At 72.7% G+C, this 17,200-nt stretch carries 13 protein-coding genes; 10 read left to right on the top strand and 3 right to left on the bottom strand.

Annotated features, from left to right (window positions below; all coding sequences use genetic code 11):
* Nucleotides 1-61: 61 nt before the first annotated feature.
* Nucleotides 62-2,320: a transglycosylase domain-containing protein gene (locus tag R2740_RS12905; RefSeq protein WP_371303092.1), complete on the bottom strand. Its 2,259-nt coding sequence runs from the start codon at nucleotides 2,318-2,320 to the stop codon at nucleotides 62-64.
* 227 nt (nucleotides 2,321-2,547) lie between these two features.
* Between R2740_RS12905 and R2740_RS12900 the strand changes: the two genes are divergently transcribed.
* The 3 genes from R2740_RS12900 to R2740_RS12890 all read left to right on the top strand — a co-directional run bounded on the left by R2740_RS12900 (nucleotide 2,548) and on the right by R2740_RS12890 (nucleotide 5,091).
* Complete coding sequence (locus tag R2740_RS12900; RefSeq protein WP_371303091.1) at nucleotides 2,548-3,135, top strand: PadR family transcriptional regulator; 588 nt, start codon at nucleotides 2,548-2,550, stop codon at nucleotides 3,133-3,135.
* A gap of 78 nt (nucleotides 3,136-3,213) precedes the next feature.
* Nucleotides 3,214-4,299, top strand: a complete 1,086-nt coding sequence (locus tag R2740_RS12895; RefSeq protein WP_371303090.1) for an inositol-3-phosphate synthase — start codon at nucleotides 3,214-3,216, stop codon at nucleotides 4,297-4,299.
* Nucleotides 4,300-4,479: 180 nt separating this feature from the next.
* Complete coding sequence (locus R2740_RS12890; RefSeq protein ID WP_371303089.1) at nucleotides 4,480-5,091, top strand: histidine phosphatase family protein; 612 nt, start codon at nucleotides 4,480-4,482, stop codon at nucleotides 5,089-5,091.
* Between the two features lie 163 nt (nucleotides 5,092-5,254).
* Here the strand turns inward: R2740_RS12890 and R2740_RS12885 are convergent, their stop codons facing one another.
* The gene (locus tag R2740_RS12885) at nucleotides 5,255-6,679 is read right to left on the bottom strand and encodes a CCA tRNA nucleotidyltransferase (protein WP_371303199.1); all 1,425 of its coding nucleotides are present in this window, start codon (nucleotides 6,677-6,679) and stop codon (nucleotides 5,255-5,257) included.
* A 360-nt stretch (nucleotides 6,680-7,039) separates the two neighbouring features.
* Between R2740_RS12885 and R2740_RS12880 the strand changes: the two genes are divergently transcribed.
* The 7 genes from R2740_RS12880 (at nucleotide 7,040) to trxA (ending at nucleotide 16,407) form a co-directional block, all read left to right on the top strand.
* On the top strand, nucleotides 7,040-9,145 hold the full coding sequence (locus tag R2740_RS12880; RefSeq protein WP_371303088.1) for a hypothetical protein: 2,106 nt from the start codon (nucleotides 7,040-7,042) through the stop codon (nucleotides 9,143-9,145).
* Nucleotides 9,142-10,812, top strand: coding sequence for a murein biosynthesis integral membrane protein MurJ (murJ, locus tag R2740_RS12875; RefSeq protein ID WP_371303087.1), 1,671 nt, complete (start codon nucleotides 9,142-9,144; stop codon nucleotides 10,810-10,812). The genes R2740_RS12880 and murJ overlap by 4 nt, the downstream gene beginning before the upstream one ends.
* Nucleotides 10,813-10,882: 70 nt before the next feature.
* Nucleotides 10,883-13,060 (top strand): protein kinase family protein, encoded by a 2,178-nt coding sequence (locus R2740_RS12870; RefSeq protein ID WP_371303086.1) that lies wholly within the window; start codon nucleotides 10,883-10,885, stop codon nucleotides 13,058-13,060.
* Nucleotides 13,057-13,722 (top strand): RNA polymerase sigma factor SigM, encoded by a 666-nt coding sequence (gene sigM / locus R2740_RS12865; RefSeq protein ID WP_371303085.1) that lies wholly within the window; start codon nucleotides 13,057-13,059, stop codon nucleotides 13,720-13,722. Before R2740_RS12870 ends, sigM begins: the two co-directional genes overlap by 4 nt.
* Before the next feature lie 60 nt (nucleotides 13,723-13,782).
* Entirely contained in the window at nucleotides 13,783-14,568 is a 786-nt protein-coding gene (locus R2740_RS12860; RefSeq protein ID WP_371303084.1) for a hypothetical protein, read from the top strand.
* A gap of 340 nt (nucleotides 14,569-14,908) precedes the next feature.
* Nucleotides 14,909-15,898 (top strand): thioredoxin-disulfide reductase, encoded by a 990-nt coding sequence (gene trxB, locus R2740_RS12855; protein WP_371303083.1) that lies wholly within the window; start codon nucleotides 14,909-14,911, stop codon nucleotides 15,896-15,898.
* Between the two features lie 182 nt (nucleotides 15,899-16,080).
* Complete coding sequence (trxA, locus tag R2740_RS12850) at nucleotides 16,081-16,407, top strand: thioredoxin (RefSeq protein ID WP_371303082.1); 327 nt, start codon at nucleotides 16,081-16,083, stop codon at nucleotides 16,405-16,407.
* Nucleotides 16,408-16,539: 132 nt separating this feature from the next.
* Here the strand turns inward: trxA and R2740_RS12845 are convergent, their stop codons facing one another.
* The gene (locus tag R2740_RS12845) at nucleotides 16,540-17,178 is read right to left on the bottom strand and encodes a GNAT family N-acetyltransferase (protein WP_371303081.1); all 639 of its coding nucleotides are present in this window, start codon (nucleotides 17,176-17,178) and stop codon (nucleotides 16,540-16,542) included.
* Nucleotides 17,179-17,200: the final 22 nt, after the last annotated feature.

Genomic DNA, 17,200 nt, shown 5'->3' with positions numbered 1-17,200 from the left:
CAGCCCCGCCAGCAGACCGGGGAACGGCCGGCCGGCACCGCCACCACCTCCCGCGCCCGCGCTAGGGCTCCCGCTGGGGGAACCGCTGCCCGATGGCGTCGGGGTCGGGGTCGGGTGTCGGCGTGGGCGTCGGGGTGTCGCTCGGCGTCGGCGTTGGGGTGTCGCTCGGCGTCTTGGTCTTGGTCTTCGTCGGCTTCGGCGGCGGCGGGGTGTAGGGGTCGTGGCCGTTGCTCGGCGCCTCGCCGTCGACGTAGGCGGGCGGCGGGAACTCCTCGACCGGCAGCCCCTCCATGTCGGCCTTCATGATCGCGGTCCAGGTGCGGGCGGGGTAGGACCCGCCGAAGTACGACGGGAGCCAGGTGTCGAGCTGGTCGTCGCCGTCGCCGCGGACGTACATGACCGCGGTGGAGATCTGCGGGGTGAACCCGACGAACCATGCCGACGACACCACGCTGCCGCCGTTGGCGGCCTCCTTCGTCGCGGTGCCGGTCTTGCCGCCGGCCGGCCGCGCGAGCTCCTTCGCCGCGGTGCCGGTGCCGACGTCGACGACCTGCTGCATGGCGTAGGAGACGTCGGCGGCGATGTCCTTGTCGAGGACCCGCTTGGTCGGCGACTTGAAGGTGTAGTCGTCGGCCACGTCGGACCGGGCGTCGACACTCTGGATCACGTGGACCTGCGCCCGCTCGCCGCCGGAGGCGATCGAGGCGTAGGCGTTGGCCATGTTGATCGGGCTGATCCTGGCCTTGCCGAGGGTGATCAGGGTGTCGTCGGGCGAGAGGTCGCGGCTGGTCGAGGGGATGCCGGGGTACTTGTCGTTGGCCTTGGCCGGCGGGACGCCGAGCTCGTTGGCCATCTTGTCGATCGCCGCCGGGCCGTCGTCCATGCTCACCGACATGTCGATGAACGCCGTGTTGATCGACTCCTCCAGCGCCTTGGTGGCGGTCACGTGGGAGCCGTAGTCGTTGCCGTCGCCGGCGCCCTCGTTCTTGACCTCCAGCCCGTCGGGGAACACGTAGGGCGAGTTGCCCTCGAAGGTGTCCTTGAGCGCGAAGCCCTGCTCGAGCGCGGCGGCCAGCGTGAACGGCTTCATGGTCGACCCGACCATCCCGCCGGCGACGGCCCAGTTGATCTGGGACTGCAGGAAGTTCTGGCCGCCGTAGAAGCCGAGCAGGGCGCCGGTGCCGACCTGGACAGTGGCGGCCGCGGCGTGCAGGTTCTTGTCGTTGATCTTGCCCTGGCCGTCGTACGTCGTGGTGGGGCGCTGGCTGACCACGCCCTGGCGGGCCGCCCGCATCGCCTCCTTGGTGAAGGTCGTGGTGACCTTGAGCCCGCCGCCGTCGATCTGCTGGTCGGTGTAGCCGAGGGTGTGCAGCTCCTCGCGGACCAGCGCCAGCATGAAGCCGTTCTGACCGCCGTTCTTGCTGCTCACCTCGATCTTCGGGAAGTCGGGGAGGTGCTTGGCGGCCTCGTCGGCGTCGGCCTGGCTGAGGTTGCCCATCTGGGCCATGCCGTCGAGGACGTAGGCGTAGCGCTCCTTGAGCCGCAGCTTGGCGTCCTTGCCGTTGGCGGGGTCGAACGCCGTCGGGTTGTTGAGGACGCTGGCCAGCACCGCGCTCTGCTGGAGGTCGAGGTCCTTGGCGTCGACCTGGAAGTAGGCCTGCGCCGCGGCCTGGACGCCGTAGGCGCCGCGGCCGAAGTAGATGGTGTTGAGGTAGCCCTCGAGGATCTCCTGCTTGGAGTACTCCCGCTGCAGCTTCAGCGACAGCATCGCCTCCTTGACCTTGCGCTGCAGGCTGCGCTCGGAGGTGAGGTAGAGGATCTTGACGTACTGCTGGGTGATGGTCGAGGCGCCCTGCACCGAGCCGCCCTTGGCGTTGTTGAACGCCGCCCGGATGATGCCCTTCGGGTCGATGCCCTTGTTGGTCCAGAAGGTGCGGTCCTCGGCGGAGACGACCGCGTCCTGCAGGGTCTGCGGCATCTTCTTCAGCGGGATCGACTCGCGGTCCTGGGTGGCGAAGGTGCCGAGCGGGGTCTTGCCGTCGGCGTAGAACACCTGCGTGGTCTGGGTGAGGAACTCCGAGTTGGGGTCGGGGATCTCGGTCTTGTTGTAGACGTAGACGAACGCGCCGGCCGCGAAGATGACACCGAGCAGACCGAGCACGGTCAGCCACGCGAAGGTCTTGAGGATGCGCCGCTTCCAACGGCCCTTCGCGGGAGCGCTCTTGCCGGGCTTCTTGGAGGAGCCGCCCGAGGACGCCGCGGCACGGGTCCGGGTCGGGCTCTTGGTCACGGCGGGGCCGGAGGCTCGGCGCTTGGCCACGGGTCGGGGTCTCCAGAGTCAGGGGCAGGCGGGGGCAGGGCTTCGCTGGATGGGATGCGGCGGAGGCGACAGGGGTTGCCCCGCGCAGCGAACCTCTGACGAGGGTACGGCGCCGGGGGGCCGGGTCCCAATCGACTCAGCGGCTTCTCAGGGTGTGTTCACTCACCTGACAAAGGCGCCGAATGTCCGTTTGGGCATGAACCGGATATATCGCTACGATGCATCGTATGGCACGTCGCGCGGAGACCATCGACCTCGCGGTCCTCGGTCTGCTGCATGAGGGCCCGATGCACGGCTACGAGCTGCGCAAGCGGCTCAACCTGATGCTCGGCTGGGGTCGGGTGCTGTCCTACGGCACCCTCTACCCCACGCTCAAGAAGCTGCTGCGGGCCGGACTGATCGAGGAGTCGCCGGGGTCACCGGCCGCGGTCACCGGCCGGCCCAAGATCGTCTACACCGTCACCGACGCCGGTCACCGCGAGTTCGAGCGGCTGATGTCGGAGGCCGGTCCCACCGCGTGGGAGGACGACAACTTCGACATCCGCTTCGCCTTCTTCTCCCGCACCGACATGGAGATCCGGCTGCGGGTGCTGGAGGGCCGGCGGATGCGCCTGCAGGAGCGCCTCGACCGGGTGCAGCGCGAGCTGTCGATGACCCAGGCCGAGGTCGACCGCTACGCCGGAGAGCTGCAACGGCACGGCGTGGAGTCCGTCGAGCGCGAGGTCCGCTGGATCTCCGACCTGATCCGCGCCGAGCGTGGCGAGCCCGGCGAGGGCGGGACGGCCCCGGCCGCCCAGCCCAGCGGGCCCGCCTAGCCGGCGTACCACCCCGTCACACCACCCCAGACCATCCAGATGTCCACAAGACAGCACGACACACAGAAGGAGAGCCCGATGGGTTCGGTTCGAGTAGCGATCGTGGGAGTCGGCAACTGCGCCACCTCCCTGGTCCAGGGCGTCCACTACTACCGGGACGCCGACCCGGCGGGCACCGTCCCCGGCCTGATGCACGTGACGTTCGGCGACTACCACGTCCGCGACGTCGAGTTCGTCGCGGCGTTCGACGTCGACGCCAAGAAGGTCGGCTTCGACCTCGCCGAGGCCACCAACGCCTCCGAGAACAACACGATCAAGATCTGTGACGTGCCGCCGACCGGCATCATCGTGCAGCGCGGACACACCCTCGACGGCCTCGGCAAGTACTACCGCGAGACCATCGAGGAGTCCGACGCGGAGCCGGTCGACGTCGTCTCCGTGCTCCGCGAGACCGGGGCCGACGTGCTGGTGTCCTACCTGCCGGTGGGCTCCGAGGAGGCCGACAAGTTCTACGCCCAGTGCGCGATCGACGCCGGCGTGGCCTTCGTCAACGCGCTCCCGGTCTTCATCGCCTCCGACCCCGAGTGGGCCGCGAAGTTCGAGGCGGCCGGCGTGCCGATCGTCGGCGACGACATCAAGTCGCAGGTCGGCGCGACGATCACGCACCGCGTGATCGCCAAGCTGTTCGAGGACCGCGGCGTGACGCTGGACCGCACCTACCAGCTCAACGTCGGCGGCAACATGGACTTCAAGAACATGCTCGAGCGCGACCGGCTGGAGTCCAAGAAGGTCTCCAAGACCCAGGCCGTCACCTCCAACCTCACCGGCTCGCTGGCCGGCAAGGTCCAGGACAAGAACGTGCACATCGGCCCGTCCGACTACGTCGCCTGGCTCGACGACCGCAAGTGGGCCTACGTCCGGCTCGAGGGTCGCGCCTTCGGCGACGTGCCGCTCAACATGGAGTACAAGCTGGAGGTCTGGGACTCCCCCAACTCCGCCGGCATCATCATCGACGCGATCCGCGCGGCGAAGATCGCCAAGGACCGCGGCATCGGTGGCCCGATCATCTCCGCGTCGTCGTACCTCATGAAGAGCCCGCCCGTGCAGCTGCCCGACGACGAGGGTCGTGCGCGCGTCGAGGCCTTCATCCGCGGCGAGGAGTGAGCTTCACTCCCCTGCGCTGACGGGGGGCTGGCTGTCGCCGGAGTTGTTGACGTTTGGGCACAAACGTCGTCATTTCGCGACATCCCGCTGCAGTTTCTGCACAATCGTCGACCCGACGGCGCCCGGACTCCGGTCCGGGCGCCGTCGGCGTTCTCGGTCCGGGTGAGGGACGATGTCGTGGTGAGCGACCTCCAGTGCCCGGCCCGGTTGGTGGTCGCGCGGCATGGTGACGCGTCGTACGTCGAGACGTGGTTCTCCGACGAGGGTGGCTGGCTCACGACCGAGGGTCGCGGGCAGGCGCAGGGTCTCGCGCGACGGGTGGCCGAGGAGCGGGTCGCCGCCGTGTGGACCAGCGACGTGTCGCGCGCCGTGCAGACCGCCGAGATCGCGGCCGCGGAGCTCGGTGTCGGCGTGACGACTCGCAAGACGCTCCGCGAGGTGTTCATCGGCGAACTGCTCGGGCAGCCGTTCTCGATCGACGCGCTGCACGCGGTGACCGACCGGTGGTACGCCGGCGACCTAGGGGCCACCTTCCCCGGGGGCGAGTCGGGGCTCGACGTGGTGGCGCGCTATCGCGAGGAGCTGCAGGCCATCGCCGACCTGCACCGCGGCGAGACCGTGCTCGTCGTGGGGCACCAGACAGCCGCCTGCCTGGCGCTGCTCGAGGTGTCAGACAACGTCACGCCGGCGTACGTCCACGACCACCCGCTGGCCAACGGCGAGGACGCCGTGGTGGAGGTGGACGCCGATGGCTGGCGGCTGGTGCGGTGGGGAGCGCGGTCGTTCGGGTGACTGCGCGGGTACGACGTTTGGCCCACAACGTCGCGAATTCCCGCGGATTCCCTGCCGTTTCTGCCCCATCGACGCCTCCCAGGGGGCGCGGGCCCACATCCACATCCCGCACCTCGCGGGGCCATTTCCCGCACCTCGCGGGGCCATTTCCCGCACCTCGCGGTCAGTCGGGGTGGGCGGCGGCCCAGGCGAGCAGGGCGGCGCGGGCGGCGTCCTCGGTCATCGGGCCCTCGTCGAGACGCAGGTCGAGCAGGTGTCGGTAGGCCGCGCCGACCCGCGGGCCGGGGCCGATGCCGAGGGTCTCCATGATCTGCTGGCCGTCGAGGTCGGGACGGATCGAGGCCAGCTCCTCCTCCTCCGACAGCCGGGCGATCCGGGCCTCGATGTCGTCGTAGGTGCGCTGCAGCCTCGCCGCCTTGCGGGCGTTGCGGGTGGTGGAGTCGGCACGGGTGAGGATGTGCAGCCGCTCGAGCTGGTCGCCGGCGTCGCGGACGTAGCGGCGGACGGCGGAGTCGGTCCACTGGCCGGAGCCGTAGCCGTGGAAGCGCAGGTGCAGCTCGACCAGCTTGGAGACCGCGTCGATCGAGTCGTTGGAGAAGCGCAGCGCCTGCATCCGCTTGCGGGTCAGCTTGGCGCCGACGACGTCGTGGTGGTGGAAGGTGACCGTGCCGTCGCCGAGGAAGCGGCGGGTCTTCGGCTTGCCGACGTCGTGCATCAGCGCGGCGAAGCGCGAGACGAAGTCGGGGCCGCCGCCGGGCAGTCGCGACTCCAGCGCGATCGCCTGCTCGAGCACGGTGAGGGTGTGCTCGTAGACGTCCTTGTGCCGGTGGTGCTCGTCGCGTTCGAGCGCCAGCGCCGGCAGCTCGGGCAGCACCCGCGCGGCCAGCCCGGTCTCGACGAGCAGCGTCAACCCGCGGCGCGGGTCGGGGGCGCAGACCAGCTTGACCAGCTCGTCGCGGACCCGTTCGGCGGAGATGATGTCGATCCGCTCGGCCATCGCGGTCATCGCGGCCACCACCTCGGGCGCCACGTCGAAGCCCAGCTGGGCCGCGAACCTGGCCGCACGCATCATCCGCAGCGGGTCGTCGGAGAAGGAGAGCTCCGGAGCGCCGGGGGTGCGCAGCACGCCGTGGGCGAGGTCGACCAGGCCGGCGTACGGGTCCTCGAAGTCGCGGCCGGGCAGTCCGATCGCCATCGCGTTGACGGTGAAGTCGCGGCGGCCGAGGTCACCGGCGAGGGAGTCGCCGAAGGTGACGTCGGGGTGGCGGGAGGCGGGGTCATAGCTCTCGGAGCGGTACGTCGTGATCTCGACCGTCCAGTCACCCTTGCGGCAGCCGATGGTCCCGAAGTCGCGACCGATGTCCCACACCGCGTCGGCCCAGCCCGTGACCAGCCGCTCGATCTCCGCCGGCCGCGCCGAGGTCGTCAGGTCGAGGTCGGCGTTGGGCCGCCCCAGCAGCGCGTCGCGTACCGGCCCGCCGACCAGGGCCAACGCGTGGCCGGCGTCGGCGAAGCGACCGGCCAGCGGGTCGAGGACCGGGGCGATCCGGTCCAGCTCGGCCGAGACCCGGGCCTGGGCGTCGACCATGCTGAACGGCGACCGCTCAGCGGGGGTCGGCGTCGGGGTGGCGGGCGGGGTGGACACGGGAGACGACTCTAGTCGTGGCGTGCATCGGGGCCCGGCATCGAGGCCTGGCATCGAGGCTCAGGCGAGGAGCCGCCCGACCAGCATCGTCCGGAGCCGCTCGGCCGTCGCCGCGTGGGCCGGGTCGCCGGCCAGGTTGCGCAGCTGGTGCGGGTCCTGGGCGAGGTCGAAGAGCAGGTAGGTGCCCGTCGCGTCGTTGCTGCCTGCCCGCGTGGCCGCGGCGATGGCCCTCGGGGCGCTGGCGGCGGCGCTGCCGACCCAGTCCCGACGCTGACCCCGGCGGCCACGGCGGGTGCCGGAGCGGTGGCCACCGTCGCGCGGGCCGACGCCGACCCGCTGACGGTCCAGATCGAGGCGGTCAGCCCCGCGGTGATCCCCGCCAAGGGCAGGATCACCCTGACCGGCACGGTCACCAACGACAGTGACGAGCAGTGGCGGGTGATCAAGATCTACCCGCTGACCTCGAGCGCGCCGTTCACGACCCCGGAGCAGCTCGCCGAGGCGGCCGCGTCCGATCCCACCCAGCCGTTCGGCGACCGGATCACGACCGAGGGCGTCTACGACACCGTCGACGTGCTCGACCCCGGCAAGAAGGCGCGGTTCAAGGTCCGGGTCTCCCGGGGCCAGCTGCAGATCACCGGCGAGCCGGGGGTCTACTGGATCGGCGTGCACGCCCTCGGCGAGACCGACGCCGGCCGCGAGGAGGTGCCGGTCGCCGACGGCCGCGACCGGGTGTTCATCCCGCTGCGCGACCCCGCGATGGGCAAGCGGGCAGCCGCCCAGCCGAGCCTCGACACCGCCCTGGTCGTGCCCCTGCGACACCAGGTGCGGTACGCCGCCGACGGCACCGTGGCCGACCCCGACCAGTGGAGCACCGACCTGCAGCCCGAGGGGTCGCTGGGCCGGCTCCTCGAGATCGCCGACGAGGCCGGCACCCGGCCGCTGACCTGGGTGGTCGACCCCGCCGTCACCGACGCCGTCGCCCGGCTGGGTCGTGACAACCCGGCGCGCTCGCTGGACGACACCCTCGCGCCCGAGGGCGACGGCACCCCCAGCGACACCCCGTCCGCACAGCCCTCCGAGAGCGGCTCCGCCGAGGCCGACAGCGGGTCCAGCGCCGCGGCGCGACCCGCGATCGCGCCACCCCGGGCCTGGCTCAACCGGATGCGGGCCGACCTCGTCGGCGACCAGCTGCTCACCCAGCCCTACGGCGACACCGACGTGGCCGGGGCCGCTGAGGCCGCCCCGCACGTCTACCAGCAGGCCCGCGACCGCGCGGGCCGCCGGATCGTGGGCCTGGACCTCCCGGCCGCGCCGGTCGTCGCGCCGCCGGGCGGCTTCCTCGACGAGGCGGGCTTCGAGATGGTCCAGGAGAACACCACGCTGCTGGCCTCCGACCTGGTCCTGGACCGGGCCACCCGGTCGCGCGGGCCGGCCGTGGTCACCACGCTCGCCCACCGCGTCTATCTCACCAACAGCGCCGTCGACCAGGGCTCCGGAGCGCAGCAGACCTCCGTGCTCGACGTACGCCAGCGCCTGCTCGCCGAGTCGCTGGTGCGGCTGCTCGCCAAGCGCGGGCCGCTGATCGTGACGCTGCCGACCGACGAGACCTCGGGCTGGGACCCGGCCGCCGTCCGGGACCTCTTCCAGGCGACCGACGCCGCGAGCTGGGTGCACCTCACCACCGTCGGCGCCCTGGCGGGCCGGCACGCCCGCTCCGTCGCCGCCGACCATCTCCGCTATCCCCGGCGCATCCAGGGCCAGGAGCTCGGCAGCACCGCCTTCGGCACCGCCGAGGCACTGATGACGCGCGGTCGGCTGCTCGACAGCGTGCTCCCGCTCAACGACACCGTGGCCGACCAGGTCGACGGCGAGGCCCTCACCCTCGTCGGGTACGACGACCGCGCCGACCAGGTCGGGGCCCGCGCGGCCGCGGCCTCCGCCAGCGGCTGGATCGACTCCCGGCTCGCGGAGATCACCGTCGAGGCCCCACCCTCGGTGACCCTGTCGAGCGACTCCGGACGCCTGTCGGCCGACGTCGTCAACGGCCTGGACCACACGGTGCTGGTGCGGGTGCAGGCGGCCACCGACCCGGGCCTCGAGATCACCCCGACCGCGGCCCAGGAGCTCGGGCCCGGCGAGCGGGCGACCCTCCAGCTCGAGGCGACGGCGACCACGCTCGCGGTGCACTCGGTCTCGCTGATCGTGGCCAACGAGGACGGCCAGCCGGTCGGCACGGCCACCACCTTCCCGCTGCGCGCCAACCGGGTCAGCCAGGTGATCTGGGTGGTCATCGCGGTCGGCGCGCTGCTGCTGTTCACCACCATCGGGGTGCGGCTGGCGAGGCGGCTGCGGCGCGGCCTCGCCGACCGGCGAGGCCGGCGGCGGGCCTCCGGGGCGGCCCCGTGAGCGAGGAGTCGCAGGGCATCCTGCGCAGCTCGGCGGTGATGGCCGCCGGCACGGTGTTCTCCCGGCTCAGCGGGTTCCTGCGGGCGGCGCTGCTCACCGCCGCGCTCGGTCAGCAGCTGCACGGCGACGTGTTCAACATCGCCAACACCATCCCCAACATGCTCTACATCCTGCTGGCCGGCGGCATCTTCAACGCCGTGCTGGTGCCGCAGCTGGTGCGGGCGATGAAGACCGACCCCGACGGCGGGGCGGCCTACACCAACCGCGTGGTCACTCTCGCCGCGCTCTTCCTCGGGCTGGTCTCGGTGGCGCTGGTGGCCCTGGCGCCGTGGGTGATGCAGCTCTTCCTCAGCAACGACTGGGCCGACCTCCCCGAGCAGACCGCGTCGGTGGTGGCGTTCGCGCGCTACTGCCTGCCCCAGGTGTTCTTCTACGGCATGTTCGTGCTGCTCGGGCAGATCCTCAACGCCCGCGGCAGCTTCGGCCCGATGATGTGGGCCCCGATCGCCAACAACGTGGTGTCGATCGCGGTGCTGGTCTCCTACCTCCTCGTCTACGGCCCGGCCAGCGACCTGTGCGGAGGCTTCAGCTCCGGCCAGGAGCTGCTGCTCGGGCTCGGCTCGACGGTCGGCATCGCCGTCCAGCTGCTGGTGCTGATCCCCTACCTCAAGGCCGCCGGCTTCACCTTCCGGCCGCGATTCGACTTCCGCGACGCCGGGCTCGGGCACACGTTGCGGCTGGGGTTGTGGACCGTGCTCTTCGTGGTGGTCAACCAGATCGCCTACACGGTGGTGGTGCGGCTGGCCTCGAGCGGCACCGCACAGGCGGCGCTCGACTCCTGTGGCTCCGGCGGCACCCAGGGCACCGGCTACACGGTCTACTCCCAGTCGTTCCTGATCGTGATGGTGCCGCACGCGGTGGTCACCGTGTCGCTGGCCACCGCGATCCTGCCGCGGCTGTCGTCCAGCGCGTCCGACGGCGACCTGCGAGCGCTCGCGCAGACGCTGGCCCACACGCTGCGCACCGCGCTGGCGGTGATCCTGCCGTTCGCCGGGCTGCTCGCCGTCATCGCCCCCGACGTCGCCAACCTGATCTTCAACCACGGCGCCGGGGCTCCGAACTTCGCGCTCTACGCCCCCACCCTGACGCTGTTCGGGTTCGCGCTGGTGTTCTTCACCGTGCACTACCTGATGCTGCGCGGGTTCTACGCCCTGGAGCGGACCCGCACGGTCTTCTTCATCCAGTGCGGCGTGGCCGCCACCAACATCCTGGCCGCCTGGCTGCTGGTCCGCGGGGTCAGCCCCGAGGGCACCTCGCCGGCCCTGGTGGTCGCCTACGCCGCGTCGTACGCCGTGGGCTCGGCGCTGTCCTACCTGGTGCTGCGGCGGGTGGTCGGCGGGCTCGGCGGCCGGGGGCTGCTGCGGTTCGCGGTGCGCGCGGTGGTCGCGGTGGCGGGGGCGACGGCGATCGCGGCGGTGGTCTCGTGGCTGCTGCACGGCTGGCTCGGTGGCTCGCCCGCCTGGCCGGTGGCGACCGCGATCCTGCTCGCCGCGGGCGGCCTCGGCGGCCTGGCCTACCTGCTGTTGGCCCGGCTGCTGCGGCTCACGGAGGTCACCGAGGTGCTGGACACGCTCGGCGGGCGGCTGTGGCGCCGTCGTACCGGCTGAGCAGCGCCCTACGATGGCGGGGACCAGCCGTCCACAGCACCGACACAGCCGAACGGGGGCGCCGGGGCACGTGCCCACCTCGATCCGGCCCGGCGACGTCCTCGCCGGGCGCTATCGCCTGGAGGACCTGCTCAACGAGAGCCGGGGCGGGCGGTTCTGGCGCGCCCACGACCGGGTGCTGGACCGGCACGTCGCGGTGCACTGTCTGGCCAGCGACGACGAGCGGGCCCCGGAGCTGCTCGACGCGGCGCGCCGCTCGGCGGCCGTGCACGACCGGTGCATCCTGCGGGTCCTCGACGCCGACCAGCGCGACGACGTGGTCTTCGTGGTCAACGAGTGGGGCGACGGGGCCTCGCTCGACATCGTGCTGCAGGGCGACGGGCCGCTGGAGCCCCGGCACGCCGCCTGGGTGGCCTCCGAGGTCGGCGCCTCGCTCGCCGTCGCGCACGAGAGCGGCGTGGCCCACGGCCGGCTGAACCCCGAGAACGTGCTGCTCGACCACAACGGGCACGTCCGGCTGATCGGGCTCGGCGTCGAGGCCGCGCTCTGGGGGCTGCCGCAGGGCCGGATGAGCGTCGACGTCGTCGACCTGGCCGCCATCCTGTACGCCGGCCTCACCGGACGCTGGGCCGGGATCTCCGCGTCGGTCGTGCCGCCGGCCCCCGCCGAGCACGGCTCGGTGCTGCGGCCGCGTCAGGTGCGCGCCGGCATCCCGCGGCCGCTGGACCGGCTCTGCGACGAGGTGATCAACCCCGACAGCCAGGTGGGTGCGCACGCCAGGGAGGCCTACGACCTCACCACGGCGCGCGGCATCGCCGACTATCTGCGCGCGTTCGTCGGCGACGGCGCCGACCTGCCGTCGCAGACCGCCCGCCAGGTACGCCGGCTCCGGCAGGACCCGCTGCTGGCGGCCGGGCTCGCCGGCGCAGCCGGGGCGAGCGGGTCGGTCGGAGATCCCGGCAGCCTGGCCGACGACGACACCACCGAGCACGACCCGGTCCGGGACCCTGCCGGGGAAGGCTCGGCCGACCAACCTCCCCGGACGGAACGGTGCCGGACGGAACGGGTGCCGGACGGAACGGTGCCGGACGGGTCGATGGCGGAGACCGGGGCCGACCCGCAGGCCACCCAGGCGATGTCGGCGGTCGCCGCCGCGGCCCTCGCCGGCGAGGGGGCTGCCGCCGACGCGGCCAGGGCGCGTCGCGGCGTCGCCCCGAGGACGTCCCGACGACCATGCCCCGGGCCGACCGACACGGGAGGCGGCTCGACCGGGCCCGGACTGTCCGGTCGGGCGATGACCGGCCGAGACCGGAGGGCGCCCGGCGTCGACCAGCCCACCGAGCTGGGCATGCCGATCTTCGGCGACGGCTCCGACGACGTGGAGTGGCTCACCGCGCGGGCCAGCAAGCCACCACCGCCACCGCCGTTCGAGGACCGCCCGGAGCGGCCGCTGTTCGCGCCCGACCCGGCACCCGGCGAGCCGGTGCGCCGGCCCCGGCCGGGCGCCCCGACGCCGAGCGCGGAGTACTGGCCGTGGGACCAGGGCGCCGGCACCGCCACCGGCACGGGCACCGGCGCGCCGGTGACCACCGGCTCCGGCATCTACTACCTCGAGGAGGAGCTGCCCGACGACGGCGTCCCGGGGCGCAGCTGGCTCCGGCTGGGCATGGTGATCCTGGCCGCCCTGCTGCTGGTGCTGGCGGTCCTGGTCGGCCTCAACCTCTTCCGTGGCCGCGCCCCCCTCGCCCTGGGCCCCTCCGAGTCGAGCAGCACCAGCCCGTCCGCAAGCGGGTCGGCGGCGACCGGCGCGGCGCTCACCGGGCTCACGGCGTCCGACCTCGACCCGCAGGGCAACCCGCCCGAGGAGAACTCCGCGCTGGCGAAGTTCGCGGTCGACGGCGACCCGCGCACCGACTGGCACACGGTGACCTACAAGCAGAACCTCGGCCCGGGGGGGCTCAAGACCGGCGTCGGCCTGGTCGTCGACGTCGGCGAGGTGCGGACGCTCGACTCGGTCTCCGTGCAGCTGGTCGGTGCCCCGACCGGCGTCACCGTCTTCCTGTCCGACGACAGGCCGCGGTTCGTCAAGGGCCTCACCGAGGTCACCAGCACCACGGACGAGGGCGACCGGCTCGACGTCCCGCTCGAGGGTGCCTCGGCACGCTACGTCGTGATCTGGCTGACCTCGCTGCCCGAGGTCGACGGCGGGTTCCGCGGCACGATCGCCGAGGTGGGGGTCACCGGGTGACCGGGCGCACCGATGCCGAGCTGCTCGCCGACCACGTCGCCGGCGACGCGGACGCCTTCGGCGAGCTCTTCGCCCGGCACCGCGACCGGCTGTGGGCGGTGGCGCTGCGGACCATGGGCAACCCCGACGACGCGGCCGACGGGCTGCAGGACGGCCTGGTGGCGGCGTACCGTCGGGCCGGGTCGTTCCGGGGCGAGGCCGCCGTCACCACCTGGCTGCACCGGGTCGTGGTCAACGCCTGCCTGGACCGGATCCGGGCCGCCAAGGTGCGCGCCGCCGACGCGCTGCCCGACGACCTGGAGGAGCGCGGTGACCGGGGCGCGCTGGTGACCGCCGACACCACCGACCCGGCCGACGAGGCCGTGCTCGCCGAGCGGCGGCGGCTGGTGCTCGACGCGCTGGCCACCCTGCCCGAGGAGCAGCGGGCGGCGCTGGTGCTGGTCGACATGGAGGGCTACTCCGTCGCCGAGGTCGCGGTGATCCTCGACTGCGCGGAGGGCACGGTGAAGTCACGATGCTCGCGGGGGCGCAGCCGGCTGGCCGGGCTGCTCGGCATGCTCGCCCCCGGGGGGAGTGACGTGGCCGACACGCCGACGGGGAACCCGCCGACCGGCCCGGCCGTCCGATCCGGTGAGGGGCCACGGGGGCCGCCGTCCGGCTGAGCATCCTGTGACCGATCCCGACCCCCCGATGCCGCACCCGACGAGAGGAGGAGACCCGCGATGGCCGACCGGCCCGAGGAGCGAGAGCTGACGCCCGCCGAGGAGGAGCGGGTACGCCGCCTGCTCGCGGACGCCCGGCACACCGAGCCGGCACCCGACGCCGTCGTGGCGCGGCTGGACGCCGTGCTGGCCGGGCTCGCCGCCGGGGACGCCGAGGGAGTGGACGGGTCGGCCGACGCCGACGCGCCTGTCGCTGCCACGGTGACCGACCTTGCGGCCGCGCGCCGCCGCCGGCGCCGGGTCACCCAGGTGCTGGTCGCCGCCGCGGCCGTCACGGTCGTGGGCCTGGCCGGGCCGCAGCTGATCGGCGGGGCGAGCGACATGCTCACTGCCGGCAGCAGCTCCGACAGCGGCGCGGCAAGCAGCGCCGGTGGGGCCGAGGACGGCCTGGAGTCCGCCCCCGAGGCGAGCGGCCCCCAGGACCTGGCCGGAGGTGCCGACGGGCTGGACTTCAGCCAGGCCGAGCCGCTCACCCCCGGCAGCTTCGACCGGCAGGTCCGAGCGCTGCAGAAGGCGAAGTCTCCCGCGCCCCTGGCCTCGGCGAGCGGTGAGCCCGACACCAACGACGCCACGCGCGAAGGAGCAGCGGCCAGTGCCTACTCCACGCTGCGCGCCTGCCGCGGCAACGCCGTCTGGGGACCCGGTGAGCGGGTCCCGGTCGTCTACGACGGCTCCCCGGGCGTGCTCATCTATCGCCCGGCAAGCGACGGCAGCCAGATCGTCGACCTCTACCTCTGTGGTGACACCTCCCCCACCCGCAGCGTCGCCCTGCACCCCTCCACCTGACACGAGACGGCGCCTCTGCCCCACGAGATGCCGGGTATGGCGGCGCGAGATGCGTGAAATGGTCCCCCGACATGCGCCAGACGGCGGCGCGAGATGCGCCACCTGGTGATGCCGAGTGTCGGGTCGCCGGCCGCGGCGTCCAGAGTTGCCCGCTGAACAGGCACGAGCACCGGCTCGCGGGACCGGAGCGCCGGCTCGGGGTGGGACCGGGTCGGCGCGGGAATGCCGAGCGCCTACGATCGGTTGTGCAGGCGGTGAGGCAATACCCCCCGGGGTGTGCACGCCGTCAGGGCCACAGCCAGCCGGCCGCCACCGACCGTCGTACGAAGGAAAGCGTTTCATGAGCGACACCGTCCGCAACGTCATCGTCATCGGGTCCGGTCCCTCGGGCTACACCGCCGCGCTCTACACCGCGCGGGCGCAGCTGAACCCGCTGGTGTTCGAGGGGTCGGTGACCGCCGGCGGCGCGCTGATGAACACCACCGAGGTGGAGAACTTCCCCGGCTTCCGCGACGGCATCATGGGCCCGGCGCTGATGGACGAGATGCGCGCCCAGGCCGAGCGGTTCGGCGCCGAGCTGGTCGCCGACGACGTGGTCGAGGTCGACCTCACAGGCGACATCAAGATCGTCAAGACCGTCACCGACACCTACCGGGCGCGGTCGGTGATCCTGGCCACCGGCTCGGGCTACCGCAAGCTGGGGCTGCCCCGCGAGGACGAGCTCTCCGGGCGCGGCGTCTCGTGGTGCGCGACCTGCGACGGGTTCTTCTTCCGCGACCAGGAGATCGCGGTCGTCGGCGGCGGCGACTCGGCGGTCGAGGAGGCGACCTTCCTGACCCGCTTCGCGTCGAAGGTCTACCTCATCCACCGGCGCGAGGAGCTGCGCGCGTCGAAGATCATGCAGGAGCGGGCGTTCGCCGACCCCAAGCTCGAGATGGTGTGGAACTCCGAGATCGCCGAGATCGAGGGCGACGACAAGCTCAGCGGCGTGGTGCTGCGCGACACCGTCACCGGCGAGACCCGGCCGCTGGCCGTCACCGGACTGTTCATCGCGATCGGCCACGACCCGCGCTCGGAGCTGCTGGCCGGCCAGGTCGACCTCGACGAGAACGGCTACGTCGTCGTCGAGCACCCCTCCACGCACACCAACCTGGCGGGCGTCTTCGCCGCCGGCGACCTGGTCGACCACCACTACCGGCAGGCGATCACCGCCGCCGGCACCGGCTGCTCGGCCGCCCTCGACGCGGAGCGGTACGTCGCCGCGCTCGACCACCATGGCTCCACCGCCGGTTCGGCCACCGCCACCGAGGCGGAGGTCGCCGGCGTCTGACCGCTCGGCCACCACATGTGGTGACCGGCCGGCGTACCGACCCCACATCTTGTGCATCGACGCTGTCCACGCCCGGCGGGTCGGAACAAATCGTCGGCGCGCTGGTGTTGACTGGTCAGCACCAGCTTCCGGCGCCGTCCGCGCCGCGACCGCACCCCCACCCGTGACGAAAGGGAACCTCCGTGTCCAACCTGCCCGCCGTGTCCGACGCCAGCTTCGAGGCCGACGTCCTCAAGTCCGACAAGCCTGTCCTGGTCGACTTCTGGGCCGAGTGGTGCGGCCCGTGCCGCCAGGTGAGCCCGATCCTCGACGAGCTCGCCTCCGCGCACGGCGACAAGATGGGCTTCGTCGCGATGAACGTCGACGAGAACCCGGTCACCCCGTCGACCTACCGCGTCACCGGCATTCCGACCCTCAACGTCTACCAGGGCGGCGAGGTCGTGAAGACCATCGTCGGCGCGCGCCCGAAGGCCGCCATCCTCAAGGAGCTCGAGGGCTTCCTCGCCTGACGCTCCGTCGTACGACGACACCCGCGGCCGGTCCCTTCTGGGGCCGGCCGTTCGTCGTCACCAGGTTGACCCGGCAGAAGTTCGCACTCTCGCGCCCGAACTTCTGCCGGGTCGACCCGAACTTCTGCCGGGTCAAGCGTCACGCGGGGTGCGCAGGGGAGCCTCCGGGGCGGGAGCGGGGCGCACGGCGCCGACGAGACGCTCCAGGGCCTGCTCGACCTCCTCGCGCCAGGAGACCGCCGAGCGCAGCTCCATCCGCATCCGCGGCGTGGTCGGGTGCGCCCGCTGGGTCTTGAAGCCCACGCTGCCCAGGAAGTCGCTCGGGATCACGCAGCCGGCCCGGCCCCGGGTGTCACCGAAGGCCTCCACGGCGCGCACCTCGGTGCGGCGCCGGATCAGGTCCTTGGCCATGCCCTGGACCAGCATCCGGCCCAGCCCGCCGCCCCGCAGCGCCGGGGCGACGTACATCGAGGTGAGCAGCACCGCATCCGACGACACGGGAGCGGTCGGGAAGACCGCCGCGCCGGGGACCATCGCTGCGGGCGCATAGATCGCGTGCCCCACCGGCACGTCGTCGACCAGCGCCACCCGCCCGCAGGAGCCCCACTCGCGCAGCACCTCGGAGACCCAGGCCTCCTTGACCTCGGGGGCCTCGCCGGCCGACACCCGGGCCCGGCGGACCGGGTCGGCCTCCCAGAACAGGCACGACGCACACGAGCCAGGCAGCTCAGCCAGATGGTCCAGCGTGAGCCTGACGATCTTGCGCGACATCACAGCTCCTCAGCTCCCGGCG

This window comes from Nocardioides sp. (genome assembly GCF_041393715.1).
Lineage (GTDB): Bacteria > Actinomycetota > Actinomycetes > Propionibacteriales > Nocardioidaceae > Nocardioides.
This window is presented reverse-complemented; position numbering and strand designations above follow the sequence as displayed.